The organism is Pseudomonas sp. P9_31 (genome assembly GCF_034008235.1).
Taxonomy (GTDB): Bacteria; Pseudomonadota; Gammaproteobacteria; order Pseudomonadales; family Pseudomonadaceae; genus Aquipseudomonas.
The window spans coordinates 6,238,923-6,258,272 of the sequence record NZ_CP125375.1 but is presented as its reverse complement, the minus strand read 5'-3'; the positions used below and the strand labels follow the sequence as shown (position 1 = coordinate 6,258,272).

Genomic DNA, 19,350 nt, shown 5'->3' with positions numbered 1-19,350 from the left:
AAGGCTGCGATCTTTTTGCTTTAAACCTGGCTACGGCTCAAATACGCCTTCCCGTAATGCCGCTCCATCCGCGCCTGAATCAGCTCCAAGCCAATCGACATCAGCCAATAAATAATCGCCGCCGTTGTCAGCATTTCGATATAGCGATAGCTCGAGCGCCCATACGACTGCGCCAGGAACATCACTTCCCAAACCCCCATCACCGAGATCAGTGACGAGTCCTTGAGCATGGAGATGAACTGGTTGGTGGTGGGCGGGATGATGGTGCGCATGGCCTGGGGCAGGGTGACGCGCCAGAAGATCACGGTTTCGCGCATGCCCAGGGCCAGCGACGCTTCGCGTTGGCCGTGGGGGACGCCGAGGATGCCGGCGCGGAAGATTTCGCTCAGGTAGGCGCCGTAGTTCAGCGACAGAGCGATGATGCCGGCGGCGATGGCGCCCGGCACGACGCCGAGTTGCGGCAGGCCGAGGTAGATCAGCAGAATCTGGATCAGCAGCGGTGTGCCGCGAAAGAACGAGGCATAGAAGCTTGCGATGCCGAACGCTACGGCACTTTTCGACAGTCGGGCCAGGGCGGTGATGAAGCCCAGCAGCGACGACGCCACAATCGAGCACAGGCACAAGAACAACGTCAGCGCCGCGCCTTGCAGAAAGCCGTTGGGCGCCAGGTGCAAGCCGATCAGGTTTGGCAGTTTGTCGAGAATGATCGAGAACTTCAGGTCGAAGCTCAGGAAGAAACTCGCGAACAAGCCGAACATCGCCGCCCAGGTCAGGTACAACCGCGTGCGGAAACCGAAAATCCGTTGCAACAACGACTCAGCCACCGGTTGCGGTGGCTGAGGTGGTTTGGGGAAAGAAGTCATTTACTGATGTCGGCGCCGATCCATTTTTGCGATAGCTTGCTCAAGGTGCCGTCCTGTTTCAACTGGGCAAACACATCACGTACTTTGGCGTCCCACTGGGCGTCGCCCTTTTCGATGGCCACCGAGTTTGGCTCCGAGTATAACGGCTCACCGGCGAGCTTGAAGCGTTTGTCTTCGTTCAGGCGCGGTTGCGCGGTCACCAGATTGGTGAGAATAGCGTCCAGACGCACGCCGGCGCCCAGGCCCAAATCCTGGAATGCCACGTTGTCGGTGTCATACGGGGCGATTTGCACGTTCTCGAAGGGGTACTGCAATTGGGTATCTTCAGCGCCTTCGATCACCAGGTTTTTGTTCAGGTAGCTTTCATAGCTGGAGGCGCTGGTGAGGCCGACTTTTTTGCCGCTCAGGTCCTTGGCGCTGTGGATGCTGTCGTCTTTGGCATTGACCACGATCACGGCAGGGGAAGCGTAGTACTCGACCGGAAAATCGAAGACTTCGGCGCGAGCCTTGCTCGGGGTCATGGAGCAGATGCAGATGTCATAACGCCCGCTCCAGCGACCGGCGGCGATCACATCCCAGGACGGCGTTTCAAGGCGCAGCTTGACCCCCAGCTTGTCCGCCACGGCCTTGGCCACGTCGACGTCGAAACCGTCGAGCTGGTTTTTGTCGTTGAGAAACGAGAAGGGCGGATAGCTTTCCATCAACACACCCACCAATTCTTTCTTTTGCTCGATGCGATCCAGGGTGACACCCGCCAAGGCTTGGGTGGAGGCAGCTAGAATCGTCAGGCCCAGGGCCAGCAGCGGTTGAAATTTCACAGTTGATCCCTGAAAAAAGAGGTTGTTATTAACCTGATGGTGCGTATTAAATAGTTATAAGAACGACTCCGATAGTGAGTTATTTTCATAAGCTTATGAGTGAAAAGCATATGGGCGCAGGCAGCACGGTAATTCTGGATGGCGGCATGGGTCGGGAGCTGCAACGCCGAGGGGCGCCGTTCAAGCAGCCCGAGTGGTCGGCACTGGCCCTGAGCGAGGCGCCGCAAGCCGTAGAGGCGGTGCACGCGGCTTATATTGAAAGCGGTGCCAACGTGATCACCAGCAACAGTTACGCAGTGGTGCCGTTCCATATTGGCGAAGAGCGTTTTGCCGCTGAGGGGCAGGCGCTTGCGGCGTTGGCCGGTGAACTGGCCCGTCGTGCGGTCGATGCGGCGGGTAAACCGGTGCGTGTGGCCGGTTCATTGCCACCCTTGTTCGGCTCCTATCGTCCGGACCTGTTCGACGCTGCTCGCGTAACTGAATTGCTGGCGCCCCTGGTCAATGGACTGGCGCCTCATGTCGACCTGTGGCTGGCCGAAACCCAGAGTTCGATCATCGAGGCGCGGGCGATCCATGCGGGTCTGCCGAAGGACGGCAAGCCGTTCTGGTTGTCGTTTACCTTGAAGGATGAAGACACCGACGAAGTGCCGCGATTGCGTTCCGGTGAACCCGTGGCTGAGGCCGCCGTGGTGGCGGCTGAGTTGGGTGTCGAGACCTTGCTGTTCAACTGCAGCCAGCCAGAGGTGATCGGCGCGGCGATTGATGCGGCGCGGGAAACCTTCGAACGCTTGGGGGTGAAGATTCACATCGGCGCGTACGCCAATGCCTTCCCGCCGCAGCCAAAAGAGGCCACGGCCAATGACGGCCTGGACCCGTTGCGCGAGGATCTCGACCCGCCGGGTTATCTGCAGTGGGCAGCCGACTGGCGCAAGCGCGGGGCCAGCCATTTGGGCGGGTGCTGCGGGATCGGGCCGGAGCATATTGCGGTGCTCGCCCAGAAATTGGCGTGACACCAATCGCGAGCAGGCTCGCTCCCACAATAGATCTTCAGTGAACACGTATATTGTGCTCGACAACGATCCGATGTGGGAGCGAGCCTGCTCGCGATAGCGTCCGTCCGGGCGCCGAAGATTACTGGCGGCACTCAACCAGAGTTTTCACCTGCCCCGATTCCGTCTGGTTCTCATCGGACAGCCACCGCTCGAACCCCGCGCCAATCGCTGGCCATTCCGAATCCAGAATCGAATACCACGCCGTATCACGGTTCTGCCCCTTGACCACCATGTGCTGACGGAACACCCCTTCAAAACTGAACCCCAACCGCTCCGCCGCATACTTGGAGCGAGCGTTGCCGTTGTTGCACTTCCATTCCAGGCGCCGATAACCCAAGGCAAAGGATTCCCTGGCCAGTAGGTAAACCGCCTCGGTACTTTTTGGTGAACGTTGCATCGGCGCGCCGAAGGTCACATGGCCGATTTCGATGCGGCCCTGGGAAGGGACAATCGACATCAGGCTGAGGATGCCTTGCACGTCGCCGCTGGCGCGGTCGATCACCGTGAAGAAATACGGGTCACTGTTGGCCGCGTGGTTGTTCAGCCAATCGTTGAACGCGCTACGCTCCGGGAAAGGACCATAGGGCAAATAGTCCCAGAGTTTCGGATCTGAGCCCGGGCCTTCGAGGGCTTTCCACAAACCGTCGGCGTGACGCGCCGGGTCAAGTTTTTCCAGGCGGATGAAACGCCCTTCGATCAGTTGAACCGAGGGTGGCGGAACACCTTTCCAGTCCGCGAGTGAAGTCGACATGCTGCTCTCCTTGAACCTTAAAGGGCTTTGCAAAACTGGATGAAGCCAGGCCGTTCGGCGATGCGCTCATAGAGCTGGATCGCGGTGGCGTTGGTTTCATGGGTCAGCCAATGGACCTCGCAGCACCCGTCGGCCTTGGCCATGGTGTAGACGAATTCAATCAGTTGCCGACCGACACCGGTGCCGCGGGTTTCGGGCGTCACCAGCAAGTCTTGCAGGTAGCAGGAGTTTTCGATGCTCCAGTTCGAGCGGTGGTAGATGAAATGCACCATGCCCACCGCTTTGCCATCGGCCCAGGCCAGCGCCCCGTGGGTCGGTTCGCTCGAGTCGAGCAGGCGCTGCCAGGTGCTCTGGGTGACTGCGTCGGGCAATTCGGTGTTGTAGAACCGCAAGTAGGCTTGCCACAACGGCAGCCAGGCAGCGTGATCGTCGGCGGTGACCTGGCGGATGTCGATCTGACTCATGTTCATTCCTTAACGCGTCAAAGTGGCAGGTACAGGAAAAATTTCCTTGGCGAATGCCTTCATCCTAGGCAGGCTAATGGTCTGTTGTAAGAGCCATTAATGACCAATTTCATAGGTCCATTTTCATGTCGAATACGCCGCTTCCCTCGTCGTTCAACCCGGCCGGTATCGAACTCGATCGCCGTCAGGGCCTGAGCCGTCAGCTCTATCAAGCGCTGCGGGTACGCGTGCTCGACGGACGATTGGCCAGCGGCACACGTCTGCCAGCCAGTCGCGATCTGGCGGCGGCGTTATCGATCTCCCGCAACAGCGTGGTCCGGGCCTACGATCAGCTTTACGCTGAAGGCTTCATCGAAGGGCGTGTGGGCGACGGGACTTACGTCGCGCAATTGCCTCAAGCCGCGTGGCCGGTGAAAAAATTATCCACAAAAGTATCCACAGGGTTTTCAACAGGCTTACCCACAGCCTTATCCACAAATTGGCTGGATTTGCCTGTGGTTTCATCCAGTAAAGTTATCCACAGCGGCGCTTTGGGGCGCGTTGAAAAGAATCATTTGGCCGTGCCGCCGGGTGGTCCACCGCGCGCATTCAGGGTCGGTGTGCCGGCGTTCGATCTGTTTCCTTTCGAGGTCTGGGCCAAGCTGAGCGCGGCTTTCTGGCGTAAGCCGGATTTACAGCAACTGTGTTATGGCGATCCGGCAGGCGATGAGCGCTTGCGCGGGCTGATTGCTGCTTATTTGCGCAGTTCGCGCGGCATGCAGTGCTCGGCTGAGCAAATAGTGATCACCAGTGGCGCACAACAGGGGATTAGCCTTTGTGCACAGTTGCTGGTGGAGCCTGGCGACGGGGTGGGCATTGAAAATCCGGGGTATCGAGCGGCGGGTCATGCGTTCGCTGTAGCTGGCGCGCGATTGCACGGGGTAGCGGTGGACAGTGAGGGCATTGACTGCACCGAATTGGCGGGACTCAGCGATTGTCGATTGGCTTACGTCACGCCGTCGCATCAGTACCCGACCGGAGTGGTCATGAGTCTGGCGCGACGCCTTGAATTATTGGCCTGGGCCGAACGCACCCAAGGCTGGATCGTCGAGGATGACTACGATGGCGAATACCGTTACAGCGGCGCACCGCTGGCGCCGTTGGCTGCACTGGATCGGCAGGGGCGAGTGCTGTATGTCGGAACCTTCGGAAAGGTCGCATTCCCGGCGTTAAGACTGGGTTATCTGGTGTTGCCGCCCGGGTTGGTTGAGGCTTTCTCCCAGCGTCGTGCGGTGGACGTGCGGCATTCGGAAGTCAGCACTCAAGCGGTAATGGCTGAGTTCATGGCGGCCGGGCATTTCCAGCGACACATCCGGCGTATGCGCCGTGCTGCGTTGAGTCGGCGTAACGTCTTGCTCAATGGTTGGCCTGTGGATATCCCGGGCGTCGGTAAGCTGCCCAGTGTGGCGGCCGGTTTGCACCTGACGGTACGTGTCGACAGCGTGGCCCGTGAGCGCGAATTGATCGAACAAGCCACCAGCGTCGGGGTGGAGGTCAATGGACTGAGCAGTTATTGGCTGCCAGACACGACGCTTCCCGAGGACCAGCGAGCGGGGCTGGTCCTGGGGTTCGCCGCAGTGCCGGAGGCGGCGATCGAATCGGCACTGGCGAGGCTCAAAGAGGTCTGGAGCCCGGCGTGAGCGACGGCGTGCGCATCAGGTCCCGGACTTGATCTTGGTCCAGGCCCGGGTCCGCGCCCGTTCGGCATCGCGAGGCAGCGGTTGCAGGGTGTAAAGCGTGCTCATCGCCGTTTCCGTCGGGTACAGGTTCGGGCCGCTCCAACGGTCCCAGCCTGAACCGGCGGGCAAAGGGTAGTTGAAGTTGAACCCTTCGCCTGCGCCTTCACCGTGTTCGTCTTCGTAGCCGAGGAAGAACGGAAACTCGGCTTCCGGATGGCCATGGATCGAGGTGAACAGCACATCGCTGCGCTCGTAGAAAATCGATTGGGTGCCGTTGCCGTGGTGGTAATCGACATCGAGGATCGCGACCTTTTTGTGGCCTTGATCGAGGAGTGCCTGAGCGGCGACGCGACGGCGTTGGCGCAAACCAGCATCTCTTGATTGGTGGTGATTCGCGTGTCCGCCCGGCTCAGATCCGCCGCGCTGATGCCGCTGCCGGCCAATAACGCCTCGCTGGATAGGCCTTCGGCCTTGAAGGTGTTAAGCACCAGGGAAACGGCGTTGAGGGTGGTGAGATGGGAGTGGAGCATGGAGTGTTCCAGCGTCGAGATGCTGGAACGGGAGCAAGTTATGTGCCGAGCGCAATCACCTTGTGGGAGCGAGCCTGCTCGCGATGGCGGCAAGCTAGTCGATATCAATGTTGAATAATCAATCGCTATCGCGAGCAGGCTCGCTCCCACAGGGCCGCTTTGTGTCAGCTCAGTTCGCCGCACAGGTCGAGTTCAGCCAGCCGCCGAACTTCAGCAGTTTCAAGCCCCGCACCCAGCAGCGCACGCAACTTGCCGAGCGCCGCCTCGCGGGTCATGCCGCCACCGGACAACACACCGGCATCACGCAAGCGGCTACCGGCCTCGTACACGTCGAGATGCACTCCACCTTCATGGCATTGCGTGACCGCGACCACCACCACACCTTTGTCTCGCGCCCGTTCCAGGCTGGCGAGAAACTCGGGGTTGTCGCTTGGCCCGGTACCGCTGCCATAACATTCCAGCACCAGACCCTGAATACCGCTGTTGAGCAGGCCATCGAGCTGCTCGGCGCCGATGCCGGGGAACAGTGGCAGTACCGCGACTTTCGCCAGTTGATTGGGTTGGTTGTAGTTCAGCTGCGCCGGCACGGAAGTCGCCTTCACACCGCCGCCCTGGCGCTCCAGCCGCTTGAACGGATGACGACCGAAACTGCGAACCTTCGCGCAACGAGTCGGGTCGAGCAGCTCGCCGTGGAAGTACAGATGAACCCCCGGCGCCAGGCCTTGACCAAGGGCAACCAACGCACCGCTGAGGTTTTCCCAGGCATCGCTGTCGGTCACACCGGCCGGTAACATCGAGCCGGTGAACACCACGCGGGCATGCAGGCCGAGCAATTGAAAGCTCATGGCCGCGGCGCTGTAGGCCAGGGTGTCGGTGCCATGCAGGATCAACACGCTGTCGCAGCCCTGGACATCGACGGCGTCGACCACCGCTTCACGCAGTTGCTGCCAGTACGCCGGTGTCATGTTGGCGCTGTCGATCAGCGGCGACATCTCGCGAAAGCGCCACTGCGGCACCACCAGCTCAGGCTGGCCGTGCAGGTAGTCGCGCATCCGCGCTTCGAAACCGGACGCCGGAGCCAGGCCGTGGGCACTGGCTTGCATACCGATGGTGCCACCGGTGTAGAGCACCATGACGTGCTGGGCAGCAGGAAAAGTCGAGGAATTCATGGGGGTCTCCGAAAACTGTGGGAGCGGGCTTGCTCGCGAATGGCCGCGATGCGGTCTTGCAGGCTTGAACCCTGAACGGCAGCCTCATCTAGCTGCCACAGCGTAGGGTCGAGCATGACGCCGACCGAACGCTGTGTCACGCCGGGCGCAGGGGATACGCCCGGTTTTTACCGATCAGCGTTGCGCTGCGGTCACGCCTTCCGGCTGAGGCTGTGCCTGAGGCGCAGCAGCTGGCGGATTGGCTGGCCAGGCTTTCAGGTCCAGGTCCAGATCCGGGAATTTGCTCGAATCGAACACCGGGGTCTTGATACCGGCGGCACGCTGGTCGTCGTAGTCACGCAGGATGCGCATGCCAACCTTGAACAGCAGGAACAGCGCGATCAGGTTCACGAACGCCAGCAGGGTCATGGTGATGTCGGCGAACGCGAACACCGTGCTCAGGTTCTCGATGGCACCCCAGAAGATCAATACCAGTACCAGTGCGCGGTAGCCGATCAGCACCTTGCGGTTTTCGCCGATCATGAAACGCAGGTTGCTCTCGCCCAGGTAGTAGTTGTAGAGGATCGAGGTGAACACGAACAATGCCAAGGCCACGGAGATGAACATCCGGCCCCAGTCACCGACCACGGCGGCCAGGGAGTTCTGAGTCAGGGCAATGCCGTCGCCTTCGAAGCCTGGGGTGTAGAAGCCCGACAGCAGGATCAGCAACGCGGTGCAGGTGCAGATCACGAAGGTGTCGAGGAACACGCTGAACGCCTGAACCACGCCTTGCGAGACCGGGTGCTCGACCGAGGCCACAGCGGCCACGTTCGGCGCACTGCCCAGGCCCGCTTCGTTGGCGAACACGCCGCGCTTCACGCCCATGACGATGGCGCTGCCGATCAGACCACCGAACGCCTGGTCCAGACCGAAAGCGCTTTTGACGATGGTCATCAACATGCCCGGAACGTGGTCGAACTGCAGCACGATCACGTAGATGGTCACGCCGATGTACACCAGGGTTTTCACCGGCACCAGCAGGTCAGCGACCTTGGCAATCCGCTTGATACCGCCGATGAACACCAGACCCAGCAATACCGCCAGGCCCAGCCCGGTGTACGTGGTGTCGAGGCCGAAGGCATTGTTCAGCGAGTGGGTCACGGCATGGGCTTGCAGGCCGTTGAAGGCGAAGCCGAAGGTGATCAGCAGCAGGAAGGCCATGATCATGCCCAGCCAGCGTTTCTGCAGGCCGTGCTGAATGTAAAAGGACGGGCCGCCACGGAACTGGCCTTCGGAGTCGCAGCGCTTGTAGAGCTGGCCGAGGGAGCATTCGAAGAAGCTGCTGGACATGCCGACCAGCGCGGTCACCCACATCCAGAACACCGCACCAGGGCCACCGAGGGTCACAGCGATGCCGACGCCAGCAATGTTGCCCGCACCGACGCGGCCGGCAAGGCTGAGCATCAGGGCCTGGAACGAGCTGAGCTGACCGGCGCTGCTGCGCAGGCTGTCACGGAACACCGCGAACATATGAAAGAAATGACGGAACTGAACGAAACGCGAGCGGATCGTGAAGTAGCTACCGAGCCCGACAATGAGCACGATCAGTACTTTCCCTGAGAGGAAGTCGTTGATGACTTCGAGCATGGATTATTCCTCGCTATTTTTTGTGTGTGCGAATGCTGGATGGTCCGACACATCGCTTTACACCCGATTGTGCGTGGCACACCAGGTGGGTCGAAGGTTCGTCCCCGTTCCATATCGCGGGTTTTATTAGTTCGGGTTTCGCATGTGTTTGGGTCTCGTTACCGACGACCGCTCAAGCGAAGAGGGCCGGCACTATACATAGGAGTGTGCCTTCCGTCTGCACGGTTGTGGTGCGAGCGACGAAACGAGAGGGCTGCAAGATCAAAAAATCGCAGCCTTCGACAGCCTCTACGGGGGTATATCAGACCCTGTAGGAGCTGTCGAAGGCTGCGATCTTGGCGGAACCGGAAACATTCAACATGTTCGTAAAATCCGCAAAAGTGTTGAAAAAAAAGGGCTTGAGGGAACAAATCCCCAAGCCCTCAAAAGGTGAGAGGTGTCTAGTCCCTCGACCTGGTGAGCGTGCTCTTCAAAAGAGCCTGCGTTCGGTTAAGCCTTCAAAGGCACCAGACGCGGAGCAATCATGTTTTCCGGGCGCAGGATGTCGGCGAGCATTTCTTCGTCGAGCAAGCGTTCTTCGCGCACCAGTTCCAGCACACCGCGGCCGCTTTCGAGGGCGACACGGGCAATGCGGGTGGCGTTTTCATAGCCGATGTACGGGTTCAGCGCGGTGACCAGGCCGATCGAGTGCTCGACCAGTTCACGGCAGCGCTCTTCGTTGGCGGTGATGCCGACGATGCAGTGTTCGCGCAGCATGTCCATGGCGCGTTGCAGCAGGCGGATCGAGTCGAAGATCTTGAACGCGATCAGCGGTTCCATCACGTTCAGTTGCAGCTGGCCGCCTTCGGCCGCGATGGTCAGGGCCAGGTCGTTGCCGATGATCTGGAACGCTACCTGGTTAACGGCTTCCGGAATTACCGGGTTGACCTTGCCTGGCATGATCGAGCTGCCTGGCTGACGCGCTGGCAGGTTGATTTCGTTGATGCCGGTGCGTGGGCCGCTGGACAGCAGGCGCAGGTCGTTGCAGATCTTCGACAGCTTGACCGCGGTGCGCTTGAGCATGCCGGAGAACAGCACGAAAGCGCCCATGTCGGAGGTGGCTTCGATCAGGTCGGCAGCCGGCACCAGCGGTTGACCGCTGATCAGGGCCAGACGCTGAACGGCCAGGGCCTGGTAACGCGGGTCGGCGTTGATGCCGGTACCGATCGCGGTGCCGCCCAGGTTCACTTCGGTCAGCAGCTCAGGCGCCAGTGTCTTCAGGCGCGCCAGGTCTTCGCTCAGGGTGGTGGCGAAGGCGCGGAATTCCTGGCCCAGGGTCATCGGCACGGCGTCTTGCAGCTGGGTACGACCCATCTTCAGAACGTGGCTGAATTCTTCACCTTTGGCGGCAAACGACTGGATCAGGCTGTCGAGGCTGGCCAGCAGAGCGTCGTGACCCAGTAGCAGACCCAGACGGATCGCGGTCGGGTAGGCGTCGTTGGTCGACTGCGCCATGTTCACGTCGTTGTTCGGGTGCAGGTACTTGTATTCGCCCTTGCTGTGGCCCATGGCCTCCAGCGCGATGTTGGCGATGACTTCGTTGGCATTCATGTTGGTCGAAGTGCCAGCGCCGCCTTGAATCATGTCCACCACGAATTCTTCGTGGAAATCGCCGCGGATCAATCGGGCACAGGCTTCGCTGATGGCAGCGTGCTTGGCTTCGCTCAGGTGACCCAGCTCGCGGTTGGCGTCAGCGGCGGCCTGCTTGACCATCGCCAGACCAACAACCAGTTTCGGGTAATGCGAAATCGGAACACCGGAGAGACGGAAGTTGTTCACCGCTCGCAGGGTCTGGATGCCGTAATACGCTTGAGCAGGTACTTCGAGTACGCCAAGCAGGTCTTTTTCTGTGCGGAAAGATGCAGCGGAGGACATGATAGAAATCATCTCGATATGGACCCGGTCTGTGCCGGAACACGGCAAATGCTAGGCGTGTGGAGAATTTTGAGCCAATGCTGTTAAACACTAGCCTATGCACATTCGGCATAATGCCCGTGTGACGCCGCGTGTGCGGCGAACGTGTGACCTAAATCGGTGCATTTTCGGGAGGGGCGTGATGAATCTGGAAAGCAAATGGCTCGAGGACTTCAGTGCTCTGGCCGCTACCCGCAGCTTCTCCCAGGCGGCTGAAAGACGCTTCGTAACTCAGCCGGCATTCAGCCGGCGGATCCGCAGCCTTGAAGCCGCGCTGGGGCTGACCCTGGTCAATCGTTCCCGCACCCCGGTCGAGTTGACGGCGGCGGGGCAGCTGTTTCTCGTCACCGCGCGAACCGTGGTCGAGCAGTTGGGTGAAGTGCTGCGTCACCTTCATCATCTGGAAGGCGGGCAGGGCGAGGTGATGCAAGTCGCCGCCGCGCACTCCCTGGCGCTGGGTTTTTTTCCGCGCTGGATTGCGCAATTGCGCAACGAAGGGTTGAACATAGCCACGCGACTGGTGGCCACCAACGTAGGCGATGCAGTGCATGCTCTGCGTGAAGGCGGCTGTGATCTGATGCTGGCTTTTTACGATCCGGACGCGGCGATGCAAATGGACCCGGAAATTTTCCCGTCACTGCATCTGGGGGACACCGAAATGCTCCCGGTCTGCGCCGCGGACGCTGAGGGCAAGCCATTGTTCGATCTGGAGGGCGAAACCAGTGTGCCGCTGTTGGCCTACAGCGCTGGTGCGTTTCTCGGGCGTTCGGTCAACATGTTGTTGCGCCAGCGAGCCCTGCGATTCACCACAATTTATGAAACCGCCATGGCCGACAGTCTGAAAAGCATGGCGCTGGAAGGTTTGGGAATTGCCTGGGTGCCGCATCTGAGCGTGCGCGCCGAACTGGCTCGCGGCGAGCTGGTCGTTTGCGGTGGCCCGCAATGGCATGTGCCGCTGGAGATTCGCCTGTATCGCTGCGCGCTGGTGCGCAAGGCGAACGTGCGGTTGCTCTGGCGCAAACTTGAGGGCGGCGTAGCCCAAACCACCACCGGCTCTTGAATACAAAGAAGAGCCCTGTGGGAGCGGGCTTGCCCGCGATTGCGGAGGGGCAGGCAACATCAATGTTTGCTATGCCGACCTCTTCGCAGGCAAGCCAGCTCCCACAGGGACTTGTGGTGTATTTGATTGACCTTGAGGTCAATAAAGCCGCTGCTTTGCACCGCATGACAGATGGTCGTATAGGGGGCTGTTTATCTGCTTCATTGAGGTATACTGCGCGGCCTTCGGCCGGTTTGACTGGCCATAATTCGTACAATCAAGCCACGCATTTTGCGTGGCTTGTTGTTTTTTGACGCGCCTGCGGGCGCCCAGAGAGAAGAGGCACGACGATGAGCGCACTGGTTGGCGTGATCATGGGCTCCAAGTCCGATTGGTCCACCCTTAGCCACACCGCCGATATGCTGGAAAAGCTCGGCATCCCTTACGAGGTGAAAGTGGTTTCTGCCCACCGTACCCCGGACCTGCTGTTCCAGTACGCCGAAGAGGCTGAGGCGCGTGGCATCGAGGTGATCATCGCCGGTGCTGGTGGCGCGGCCCACCTGCCGGGTATGTGTGCGGCCAAGACCCACCTGCCGGTGCTGGGCGTGCCGGTGCAGTCGTCGATGCTCTCGGGTGTCGATTCGCTGCTCTCTATTGTGCAGATGCCCGCGGGCATTCCGGTCGCCACCCTGGCCATCGGCAAGGCTGGCGCGATCAACGCAGCGTTGCTCTCGGCGAGCATCCTGGGCGCCAAGCACCCGCAGTTTCATACCGTGTTGAAAAAATTCCGCGCAGAGCAGACAGACAGCGTCCTGGACAATCCAGACCCACGCATCGCCTGAGGTTGTTGACGATGAAGATCGGTGTAATCGGTGGCGGCCAGTTGGGTCGCATGTTGGCGCTGGCGGGCACTCCGCTGGGCATGAACTTCGCTTTCCTGGACCCGGCGCCGGATGCTTGCGCAGCCGCGTTGGGCGAACACCTGCGGGCCGATTACGGCGATCAGGATCACCTGCGTCAACTGGCTGATGAAGTCGATCTGGTGACCTTCGAGTTCGAAAGCGTCCCGGCTGAAACCGTGGCCTTCCTGTCGCAATTCGTTCCGGTGTACCCGAGCGCCGAAGCGCTGCGCATCGCCCGCGATCGCTGGTTCGAGAAGAGCATGTTCAAGGATCTGGGCATCCCGACTCCCGCGTTCGCGGACATCCAGTCCCAGGCCGATCTGGACGCCGCCGTGGCGTCCATCGGTCTGCCTGCCGTGCTGAAAACCCGCACCCTGGGTTACGACGGCAAGGGCCAGAAAGTCCTGCGCAAGCCTGAAGACGTGGTCGGCACTTTCGCCGAGCTGGGCAGCGTCGCCTGCCTGCTGGAAGGCTTCGTGCCGTTCACCGGCGAAGTTTCGTTGATCGCCGTGCGTGCCCGCGATGGCGAAACCAGGTTCTATCCGCTGGTTCACAACACCCACGACAGCGGCATTCTCAAACTGTCCGTGGCCAGCACCGACCATCCGCTGCAAGCCTTGGCTGAGGACTACTCCAGCCGGGTACTCAAGCAGCTGGACTACGTCGGCGTGATGGCGTTCGAGTTCTTCGAAGTCGACGGTGGCCTCAAGGCCAACGAAATTGCCCCGCGCGTGCACAACTCCGGGCACTGGACCACTGAAGGCGCCGAGTGCAGCCAGTTCGAAAACCATCTGCGAGCCGTTGCCGGTCTGCCGCTGGGTTCGATCGCCAAGGTCGGTGAGAGCGCGATGCTCAACTTCATCGGTGTCGTGCCGCCAGTAGAGAAAGTGATCGCGATTGCTGACTGCCACCTGCACCACTACGGTAAGGCCTTCAAGGTCGGCCGCAAGGTCGGTCACGCCAATCTGCGCTGTGCGGACCGTGAGACGTTGGCTGCGCAGATCCTCAAGGTCGAAGCGCTCATCGCCGAATAGTTTCATGTGGCTGCGGCGGAACCTTCAGTGGCCGCCGCTCTCTGATGGCAGGATGCCAAAGTCTGTCTAGGCTTGGGCCGGGTGTCCTGTCTCACCAAATCATTCAGAGGGAAATGCCATGGGAATTATCGGAACCATCTTTATCGGCTTGATCGTTGGCCTGCTGGCCCGGTTCCTGAAACCGGGCGATGACGGCATGGGCTGGATCATGACCATCCTGCTCGGTATCGGCGGTTCGTTGGCGGCCACTTACGGCGGCCAGGCCCTGGGCATTTACCATGCCGGTCAAGGCGCGGGCTTCATCGGTGCGCTGGTGGGGGCGGTGGTGTTGCTGGTGATCTACGGCCTGATCAAAAAGAACTGATTCAAGCGACAAAGCCCTCTCTGCGCCATCGTCGGAGAGGGCTAGAATGCTCGGCGTCACACTGTCCTTTCCTTTGCCGAGCACTTTCATGCGCCGTCTTCTGTTGACTCTTCTCTTCCTGGGCAGTGGTTTGGCCCATGCCGGCGAACTGCCGGAAACCGACTGGCTCGAACTGATGCCCAAGTCGGACCAGAAAGCCCTCGAGGCCATGCCCGAAATCGATCACAACTCCCCGGAAGCCAATGGCACCTTTACCCAAAAGGGTGGCATGAAGCAGAGCAAAGGCTTGCCGGCGGTGATGTATTCGACCAAAACCGTGCCGTCGATGAACGACAAGCACATCCGCATCGGCGGTTATCCGGTACCGCTGGAATCCGATGCCAAGGGCCGCAGCACGTTGTTCTTCCTCGTGCCGTATCCGGGCGCTTGCATCCACGTGCCCCCACCACCGCCTAACCAATTGGTGTTGGTGCGTTATCCCAAGGGCCTGAAGCTGAATGACATCTACACGCCGCTGTGGGTGACCGGCACGCTGAAGATCGAGACGGTCAACAACGATCTGGCTGATGCGGCGTATGCGCTGGATGCAGCGCAGGTGCGGGTGGTTAAAGAGTCGGATTTGTAATCGCGTCAGTCAGGTCGGCACAAACCAACTGTGGGAGCGAGCCTGCTCGCGATGGCGGTTTAACAGTCAACATTGATGTTGGATGTTATGGCCTCATCGCGAGCAGGCTCGCTCCCACATTGGTTTACGGTGTTGCTATAAAGGTTTGCTGGCGATGCTCACGCCCAGGGTATGACTCGCTCCTGGTGCCAGCGTCACCACATCACCCATCACATTCGCCGTTTCAATGCACAGCATGCGCTGCCAGCCATCGTCGGCCATGTCGCTGAACGCTGCGGCGCGGTCGATCCAGGGGTTCCAGATCACCGCCGAGCGCGAGCCGCTGCTGGTCAGTTCAATGCGTCGTTCCCAGTGCGGGTCAACGATGCTCAGCTTCGGCGGGGTATTCAGATAGATGCGGTCGGTCTCACCGGTAAAGCGCAGATCACCGGTCTGAGCGACAGTTTTCCAGTCGTCCAGCGTCTCGATGTAACTCAAGCCACCCAGCCCTTCGACATGCACGTTGCGTACGTCGCTGACGGCGAAATAGCTGTGCAGTGCCTGGCTGATCGTGACGGGTTCGGCACCCTTGTTTTCGCTCGTCAGGCTGATGTGCAGCTGTTCATCCAGACGAATGCTCAGCTTCAAGTCCACCTGATGCGGCCATCCCGGCAAGCCGCCTTCGGGGTAGGGCAGGACGAATTCCACCTTCAGGCTTTCGCCCTCGGCCTCGATGCCGCCCAGTTCCCAATCCATCGCCCGCACCAGCCCATGAGCGGTCGGCGGTTCCTGGCTGACGCGCATGGCCTGAACGCTTTGCGGGTTACGCGACAGATTGCCGAACCACGGCCAGCACACCGGTACGCCGGCACGAATAGCTTTGCCGGTCTTGAACACCGCTTCGTCGTTGAGCCAGATCAGCGGCGGCTGGCCGGCCAGTTGATAACTGAGGATGTGCGCGCCTTGCTGAGCCACCAGCAATTCGGCCTGACCGTGGCGGATGCGCCAGCAGTTCAGTTCATCCAGTTTCACGGCTTCAACGTCGGGCGTGCTCATGGGGTGACTCTCAATCAGGAACAGGGCTGCAATGGACCGCAAAATGGTCGCCGGGTTTAACGAGCTCTAGGCGGAACCGAACGCGTACGGCCACTGCCGTCGATGGCGACAAACACGAATACCGCTTCGGTCACTTTGCGCCATTCGCTGGACAGTGGGTCGTCGCTCCAGACTTCGACCATCATCTGAATCGAGCTGCGGCCGATTTCCAGGGCCTGGGTATAGAAGGAGAGCTGAGCGCCCACTGCCACCGGTACCAGGAACGCCATGCGGTCGATCGCAACGGTGGCCACGCGCCCGCCAGCCACTTTGCTGGCCATTGCTGTGCCGGCCAAGTCCATCTGCGCCACCAGCCAGCCGCCGAAAATATCGCCAAAGCCATTGGTTTCGCGCGGAAGTGCGGTGATTTGCAGGGCCAGATCGCCTTGCGGGATTGGATCTTCTTGTTCGAGCTCTATCATGCCGGGGGTGCCTCTGACCCGTGACTCTTCATTGGTACTTCAGGTTGAATAGCCGTCTCTAAGAAAAACGATTCAGCCCCGAACATACTACGTTCGTCACGTTTTTCGTAAGGCGCCTAAAGGGAAACTCTGCGAAATCGGCTGACGGGCGCCAACGACGGTTTCGCACAGCAACCCCTTACAAGCCGTTGCAATGTTGCGAGTATATCGATCGGTAGACTCCTAGACGACCGTCCGGTTCTCATTTTGACCGTCAAATACGCACCTCTATGTGCTTTTTCGAACAATTTGCTATCGTGCCGAACCTGCCCAAGCCTCCGCCAGCGTTGTTGAGGTTGCAGATCCGACTATAAGAGAAGCCCTTGCCATGACCACAGCGCCCTCGAGCCTCGCGCAGCCAGCCCAACCCGCACGTCCGCTGACCCGTAACGACTACAAGACATTGTCGCTGTCTGCCTTGGGCGGCGCGCTGGAGTTTTACGACTTCATCATTTTTGTGTTCTTCGCCACGGTGGTCGGCAAACTGTTCTTCCCCGCCGACATGCCCGAGTGGCTGCGCCTGATGCAGACGTTCGGCATCTTCGCCGCCGGCTACCTGGCGCGGCCGCTGGGCGGCATCGTCATGGCGCACTTCGGTGACCTGCTGGGGCGCAAGAAGATGTTCACCTTGAGCATTTTCATGATGGCAGTGCCGACCCTGATCATGGGCTTGCTGCCGACTTATGCGCAGATTGGTATGTGGGCGCCGATCCTGTTGCTGCTGATGCGGGTGATTCAGGGCGCGGCGATTGGCGGTGAAGTGCCGGGGGCGTGGGTATTCGTTTCCGAACACGTGCCACAGCGGCACATCGGCTATGCCTGCGGCACGCTGACCAGCGGTCTGACCTCCGGCATCCTTTTGGGCTCGTTGGTCGCCACCGCGATCAACAGTATTTACACGCCGGTGGAAGTCTCGGATTACGCCTGGCGGATCCCGTTCCTGCTGGGTGGCGTGTTTGGCCTGTTCTCGGTCTACCTGCGCCGCTGGCTCCACGAAACCCCGGTGTTCGCCGAACTGCAATTGCGCAAGGCCCTGGCCGAGGAAGTGCCGCTGCGTGCTGTGTTGCGCGACCATCGCGGTGCGATTCTGATTTCCATGCTGCTGACCTGGCTGCTGTCCGCCGGCATCATCGTGATCATCCTCATGACCCCGACCGTGCTGCAAACCGTTTACCACTTCTCGCCAACCACCGCGTTGCAGGCCAACAGCCTGGCCATCGTGTTCCTGAGCCTGGGTTGTGTCGCCTCCGGTGCACTGGCTGACCGATTCGGTGCCGGTCGGGTGTTCGTGTTCGGCAGCGGTTTGCTGCTGCTGACGTCGTGGACTTTCTATCACAGCCTGTTCAACCACCCCGACTGGTTGTTCCCGATGTATGCCCTGACCGGTTTGCTGGTCGGCACCATCGGTGCGGTGCCGTACGTGATGGTCAAAGCCTTCCCGGCGGTGGTGCGCTTCAGCGGCCTGTCGTTCTCTTACAATCTGGCCTACGCCATCTTCGGTGGCCTGACCCCGATGGTCGTCACCCTGCTGCTCAAGGAAAGCCCGATGGGGCCGGCCTATTACGTGGCGATTATCTGTGGGGTCGGGGTTCTGGTGGGCGGGTATCTCTGGAAGAAAGGGCGTTAAGCCGACGCTTTCATCGACTGCACTGGCCCCATCGCGAGCAGGCTCGCTCCCACATTTATTCTGTGTTCACCGCAGATCCCCTGTGGGAGCGAGCCTGCTCGCGATGAAGGTGACGCGAATCATCTTGTAAATCCAAATACTGGCCTTTCATCCAATTGTCATATTTCAGCCATAGAGTGTTCACACGGCCTGCTGATACTTGGCCCCGACTTAACACACCTATCTGCTAGGAGTAAGGCATGAAACTGAAGCGTTTGATGGCGGCAATGACTTTTGTCGCTGCTGGCGTTGCGACTGCCAACGCGGTTGCCGCTGTTGACCCTGCTATCCCGAGCTACACCAAGACCACTGGTGTGTCGGGCAACCTGTCCAGCGTCGGCTCCGATACCCTGGCCAACCTCATGACCCTGTGGGCTGAGAACTACAAAAAAGAATACCCGAACGTAAACATCCAGATTCAGGCCGCTGGCTCCGCCACTGCGCCACCTGCGCTGACTGAAGGCACCTCCAACCTGGGCCCGATGAGCCGCAAGATGAAGGACACCGAGCTGGCGGCCTTCGAGCAGAAGTACGGCTACAAGCCAACCGCTATCCCGGTTGCCGTGGATGCCTTGGCCGTGTTCGTACACAAAGACAACCCGATCCAGCACCTGACCATGGAACAAGTCGACGCGATCTTCTCCTCGACTCGTCTGTGCGGCGCCAAAGCTGACGTGAAAACCTGGGGTGACCTGGGCGTGACCGGCGACCTGGCCAACAAGCCGGTGCAGCTGTTCGGTCGTAACTCGGTATCCGGCACTTATGGCTACTTCAAAGAAGAAGCCCTGTGCAAAGGCGACTACAAGCCAAACGTCAACGAACAACCAGGCTCGGCTTCGGTCGTGCAGTCGATCAGCTCCTCGCTGAACGGCATCGGTTACTCGGGCATCGGCTACAAGACCGCCAGCGTGAAGACCGTGGCCCTGGCCAAGAAAGGCAGCACTGACTTCATCGAAGACAGCGAAGAAAACGCCCTGAATGGCAAATACCCGCTGTCGCGCTTCCTCTACGTTTACGTCAACAAAGCCCCGAACAAGCCTCTGGCCCCGCTGGAAGCCGAGTTCGTGAAACTGGTTCTGTCCAAACAGGGCCAGGAAGTTGTAGTGAAAGACGGTTACATCCCACTGCCAGCCAAGGTTGCTGCAAAAGCACTGGCTGACCTGGGTCTGGCGGAAGGCGGCGCTGAAGTCGTAAAAAAGTAAAACCCTAGGTCCGGGGTAACCCGGACCTGTGCAGGAGCT

General features: G+C 60.1%; 18 protein-coding genes and 2 pseudogenes. 9 read left to right on the top strand and 11 right to left on the bottom strand.

Annotated elements, in window-relative coordinates; translation table 11 throughout:
* Positions 1-20: 20 nt before the first annotated feature.
* Positions 21-863: an amino acid ABC transporter permease gene (locus QMK51_RS28385; RefSeq protein ID WP_258698259.1), complete on the bottom strand. Its 843-nt coding sequence runs from the start codon at positions 861-863 to the stop codon at positions 21-23.
* Positions 860-1,681 (bottom strand): ABC transporter substrate-binding protein, encoded by an 822-nt coding sequence (locus tag QMK51_RS28380; RefSeq protein WP_258698258.1) that lies wholly within the window; start codon positions 1,679-1,681, stop codon positions 860-862. The genes QMK51_RS28385 and QMK51_RS28380 overlap by 4 nt, the downstream gene beginning before the upstream one ends.
* 110 nt (positions 1,682-1,791) lie before the next feature.
* Here QMK51_RS28380 and QMK51_RS28375 point away from each other — a divergent pair, with 110 nt between their 5' ends.
* Positions 1,792-2,691, top strand: coding sequence for a homocysteine S-methyltransferase family protein (locus QMK51_RS28375; protein WP_258698257.1), 900 nt, complete (start codon positions 1,792-1,794; stop codon positions 2,689-2,691).
* A 121-nt stretch (positions 2,692-2,812) separates the two neighbouring features.
* Here the strand turns inward: QMK51_RS28375 and QMK51_RS28370 are convergent, their stop codons facing one another.
* Together QMK51_RS28370 and QMK51_RS28365 are read right to left on the bottom strand one after the other, a co-directional pair.
* On the bottom strand, positions 2,813-3,484 hold the full coding sequence (locus QMK51_RS28370; protein ID WP_052966078.1) for a GNAT family N-acetyltransferase: 672 nt from the start codon (positions 3,482-3,484) through the stop codon (positions 2,813-2,815).
* A 17-nt stretch (positions 3,485-3,501) separates the two neighbouring features.
* Positions 3,502-3,948: a GNAT family N-acetyltransferase gene (locus QMK51_RS28365; RefSeq protein WP_320392738.1), complete on the bottom strand. Its 447-nt coding sequence runs from the start codon at positions 3,946-3,948 to the stop codon at positions 3,502-3,504.
* A gap of 125 nt (positions 3,949-4,073) precedes the next feature.
* On the opposite strand from QMK51_RS28365, the gene QMK51_RS28360 reads away from it, so the two are divergent.
* A complete protein-coding gene (locus QMK51_RS28360) occupies positions 4,074-5,627 on the top strand; it encodes a PLP-dependent aminotransferase family protein (protein ID WP_320392737.1) in 1,554 nt (517 codons plus the stop codon).
* Between the two features lie 135 nt (positions 5,628-5,762).
* Here the strand turns inward: QMK51_RS28360 and QMK51_RS28355 are convergent.
* The 5 genes and pseudogenes from QMK51_RS28355 to aspA all read right to left on the bottom strand — a co-directional run.
* Positions 5,763-6,014, bottom strand: a pseudogene (locus QMK51_RS28355) (histone deacetylase family protein); the annotation flags it as partial.
* Positions 6,014-6,196 (bottom strand): annotated as a pseudogene (locus QMK51_RS28350) (AraC family transcriptional regulator); the annotation flags it as partial. The pseudogenes QMK51_RS28350 and QMK51_RS28355, both read right to left, overlap by 1 nt.
* A 164-nt stretch (positions 6,197-6,360) precedes the next feature.
* Positions 6,361-7,365 (bottom strand): asparaginase, encoded by a 1,005-nt coding sequence (locus QMK51_RS28345; protein WP_320392736.1) that lies wholly within the window; start codon positions 7,363-7,365, stop codon positions 6,361-6,363.
* A 174-nt stretch (positions 7,366-7,539) separates the two neighbouring features.
* Complete coding sequence (locus QMK51_RS28340; RefSeq protein ID WP_320392735.1) at positions 7,540-8,991, bottom strand: alanine/glycine:cation symporter family protein; 1,452 nt, start codon at positions 8,989-8,991, stop codon at positions 7,540-7,542.
* 489 nt (positions 8,992-9,480) lie between these two features.
* Positions 9,481-10,905 (bottom strand): aspartate ammonia-lyase, encoded by a 1,425-nt coding sequence (gene aspA / locus QMK51_RS28335; RefSeq protein WP_258698251.1) that lies wholly within the window; start codon positions 10,903-10,905, stop codon positions 9,481-9,483.
* A 181-nt stretch (positions 10,906-11,086) separates the two neighbouring features.
* Between aspA and QMK51_RS28330 the strand changes: the two genes are divergently transcribed.
* The 5 genes from QMK51_RS28330 (at position 11,087) to QMK51_RS28310 (ending at position 14,908) form a co-directional block, all read left to right on the top strand.
* Positions 11,087-12,004 (top strand): LysR substrate-binding domain-containing protein, encoded by a 918-nt coding sequence (locus QMK51_RS28330; protein ID WP_320392734.1) that lies wholly within the window; start codon positions 11,087-11,089, stop codon positions 12,002-12,004.
* Between the two features lie 329 nt (positions 12,005-12,333).
* Entirely contained in the window at positions 12,334-12,825 is a 492-nt protein-coding gene (gene purE / locus QMK51_RS28325) for a 5-(carboxyamino)imidazole ribonucleotide mutase (protein ID WP_003196369.1), read from the top strand.
* 11 nt (positions 12,826-12,836) lie between these two features.
* Positions 12,837-13,919, top strand: a complete 1,083-nt coding sequence (locus tag QMK51_RS28320) for a 5-(carboxyamino)imidazole ribonucleotide synthase (RefSeq protein ID WP_320392733.1) — start codon at positions 12,837-12,839, stop codon at positions 13,917-13,919.
* Between the two features lie 118 nt (positions 13,920-14,037).
* Positions 14,038-14,283: a GlsB/YeaQ/YmgE family stress response membrane protein gene (locus tag QMK51_RS28315; protein ID WP_258698248.1), complete on the top strand. Its 246-nt coding sequence runs from the start codon at positions 14,038-14,040 to the stop codon at positions 14,281-14,283.
* Between the two features lie 88 nt (positions 14,284-14,371).
* On the top strand, positions 14,372-14,908 hold the full coding sequence (locus tag QMK51_RS28310) for a DUF3299 domain-containing protein (protein ID WP_030132475.1): 537 nt from the start codon (positions 14,372-14,374) through the stop codon (positions 14,906-14,908).
* A 135-nt stretch (positions 14,909-15,043) separates the two neighbouring features.
* On the opposite strand, the gene QMK51_RS28305 is transcribed toward QMK51_RS28310, so the two are convergent.
* Both QMK51_RS28305 and QMK51_RS28300 read right to left on the bottom strand, forming a co-directional pair.
* The gene (locus QMK51_RS28305) at positions 15,044-15,943 is read right to left on the bottom strand and encodes a D-hexose-6-phosphate mutarotase (RefSeq protein ID WP_320392732.1); all 900 of its coding nucleotides are present in this window, start codon (positions 15,941-15,943) and stop codon (positions 15,044-15,046) included.
* Positions 15,944-15,999: 56 nt separating this feature from the next.
* On the bottom strand, positions 16,000-16,404 hold the full coding sequence (locus QMK51_RS28300; protein ID WP_007896491.1) for an acyl-CoA thioesterase: 405 nt from the start codon (positions 16,402-16,404) through the stop codon (positions 16,000-16,002).
* A 367-nt stretch (positions 16,405-16,771) separates the two neighbouring features.
* Here QMK51_RS28300 and QMK51_RS28295 point away from each other — a divergent pair, with 367 nt between their 5' ends.
* On the top strand, positions 16,772-18,070 hold the full coding sequence (locus QMK51_RS28295) for an MFS transporter (RefSeq protein ID WP_320392731.1): 1,299 nt from the start codon (positions 16,772-16,774) through the stop codon (positions 18,068-18,070).
* 239 nt (positions 18,071-18,309) lie between these two features.
* Positions 18,310-19,311, top strand: coding sequence for a phosphate ABC transporter substrate-binding protein PstS (locus QMK51_RS28290; protein ID WP_320392730.1), 1,002 nt, complete (start codon positions 18,310-18,312; stop codon positions 19,309-19,311).
* The last annotated feature ends 39 nt before the right edge of the window (positions 19,312-19,350 follow it).

Excerpts from the sequence above, each read along its gene's own strand:
- QMK51_RS28385 (WP_258698259.1), bottom strand. The coding sequence starts at position 863 with ATGACTTCTTTCCCCAAACCACCTCAGCCACCGCAACCGGTGGCTGAG.
- QMK51_RS28375 (WP_258698257.1), top strand. The coding sequence starts at position 1,792 with ATGGGCGCAGGCAGCACGGTAATTCTGGATGGCGGCATGGGTCGGGAG.
- QMK51_RS28370 (WP_052966078.1), bottom strand. The coding sequence starts at position 3,484 with ATGTCGACTTCACTCGCGGACTGGAAAGGTGTTCCGCCACCCTCGGTT.
- QMK51_RS28365 (WP_320392738.1), bottom strand. The coding sequence starts at position 3,948 with ATGAGTCAGATCGACATCCGCCAGGTCACCGCCGACGATCACGCTGCC.
- QMK51_RS28360 (WP_320392737.1), top strand. The coding sequence starts at position 4,074 with ATGTCGAATACGCCGCTTCCCTCGTCGTTCAACCCGGCCGGTATCGAA.
- QMK51_RS28345 (WP_320392736.1), bottom strand. The coding sequence starts at position 7,365 with ATGAATTCCTCGACTTTTCCTGCTGCCCAGCACGTCATGGTGCTCTAC.
- QMK51_RS28340 (WP_320392735.1), bottom strand. The coding sequence starts at position 8,991 with ATGCTCGAAGTCATCAACGACTTCCTCTCAGGGAAAGTACTGATCGTG.
- aspA (WP_258698251.1), bottom strand. The coding sequence starts at position 10,905 with ATGTCCTCCGCTGCATCTTTCCGCACAGAAAAAGACCTGCTTGGCGTA.
- QMK51_RS28330 (WP_320392734.1), top strand. The coding sequence starts at position 11,087 with ATGAATCTGGAAAGCAAATGGCTCGAGGACTTCAGTGCTCTGGCCGCT.
- purE (WP_003196369.1), top strand. The coding sequence starts at position 12,334 with ATGAGCGCACTGGTTGGCGTGATCATGGGCTCCAAGTCCGATTGGTCC.
- QMK51_RS28320 (WP_320392733.1), top strand. The coding sequence starts at position 12,837 with ATGAAGATCGGTGTAATCGGTGGCGGCCAGTTGGGTCGCATGTTGGCG.
- QMK51_RS28315 (WP_258698248.1), top strand. The coding sequence starts at position 14,038 with ATGGGAATTATCGGAACCATCTTTATCGGCTTGATCGTTGGCCTGCTG.
- QMK51_RS28310 (WP_030132475.1), top strand. The coding sequence starts at position 14,372 with ATGCGCCGTCTTCTGTTGACTCTTCTCTTCCTGGGCAGTGGTTTGGCC.
- QMK51_RS28305 (WP_320392732.1), bottom strand. The coding sequence starts at position 15,943 with ATGAGCACGCCCGACGTTGAAGCCGTGAAACTGGATGAACTGAACTGC.
- QMK51_RS28300 (WP_007896491.1), bottom strand. The coding sequence starts at position 16,404 with ATGATAGAGCTCGAACAAGAAGATCCAATCCCGCAAGGCGATCTGGCC.
- QMK51_RS28295 (WP_320392731.1), top strand. The coding sequence starts at position 16,772 with ATGACCACAGCGCCCTCGAGCCTCGCGCAGCCAGCCCAACCCGCACGT.
- QMK51_RS28290 (WP_320392730.1), top strand. The coding sequence starts at position 18,310 with ATGAAACTGAAGCGTTTGATGGCGGCAATGACTTTTGTCGCTGCTGGC.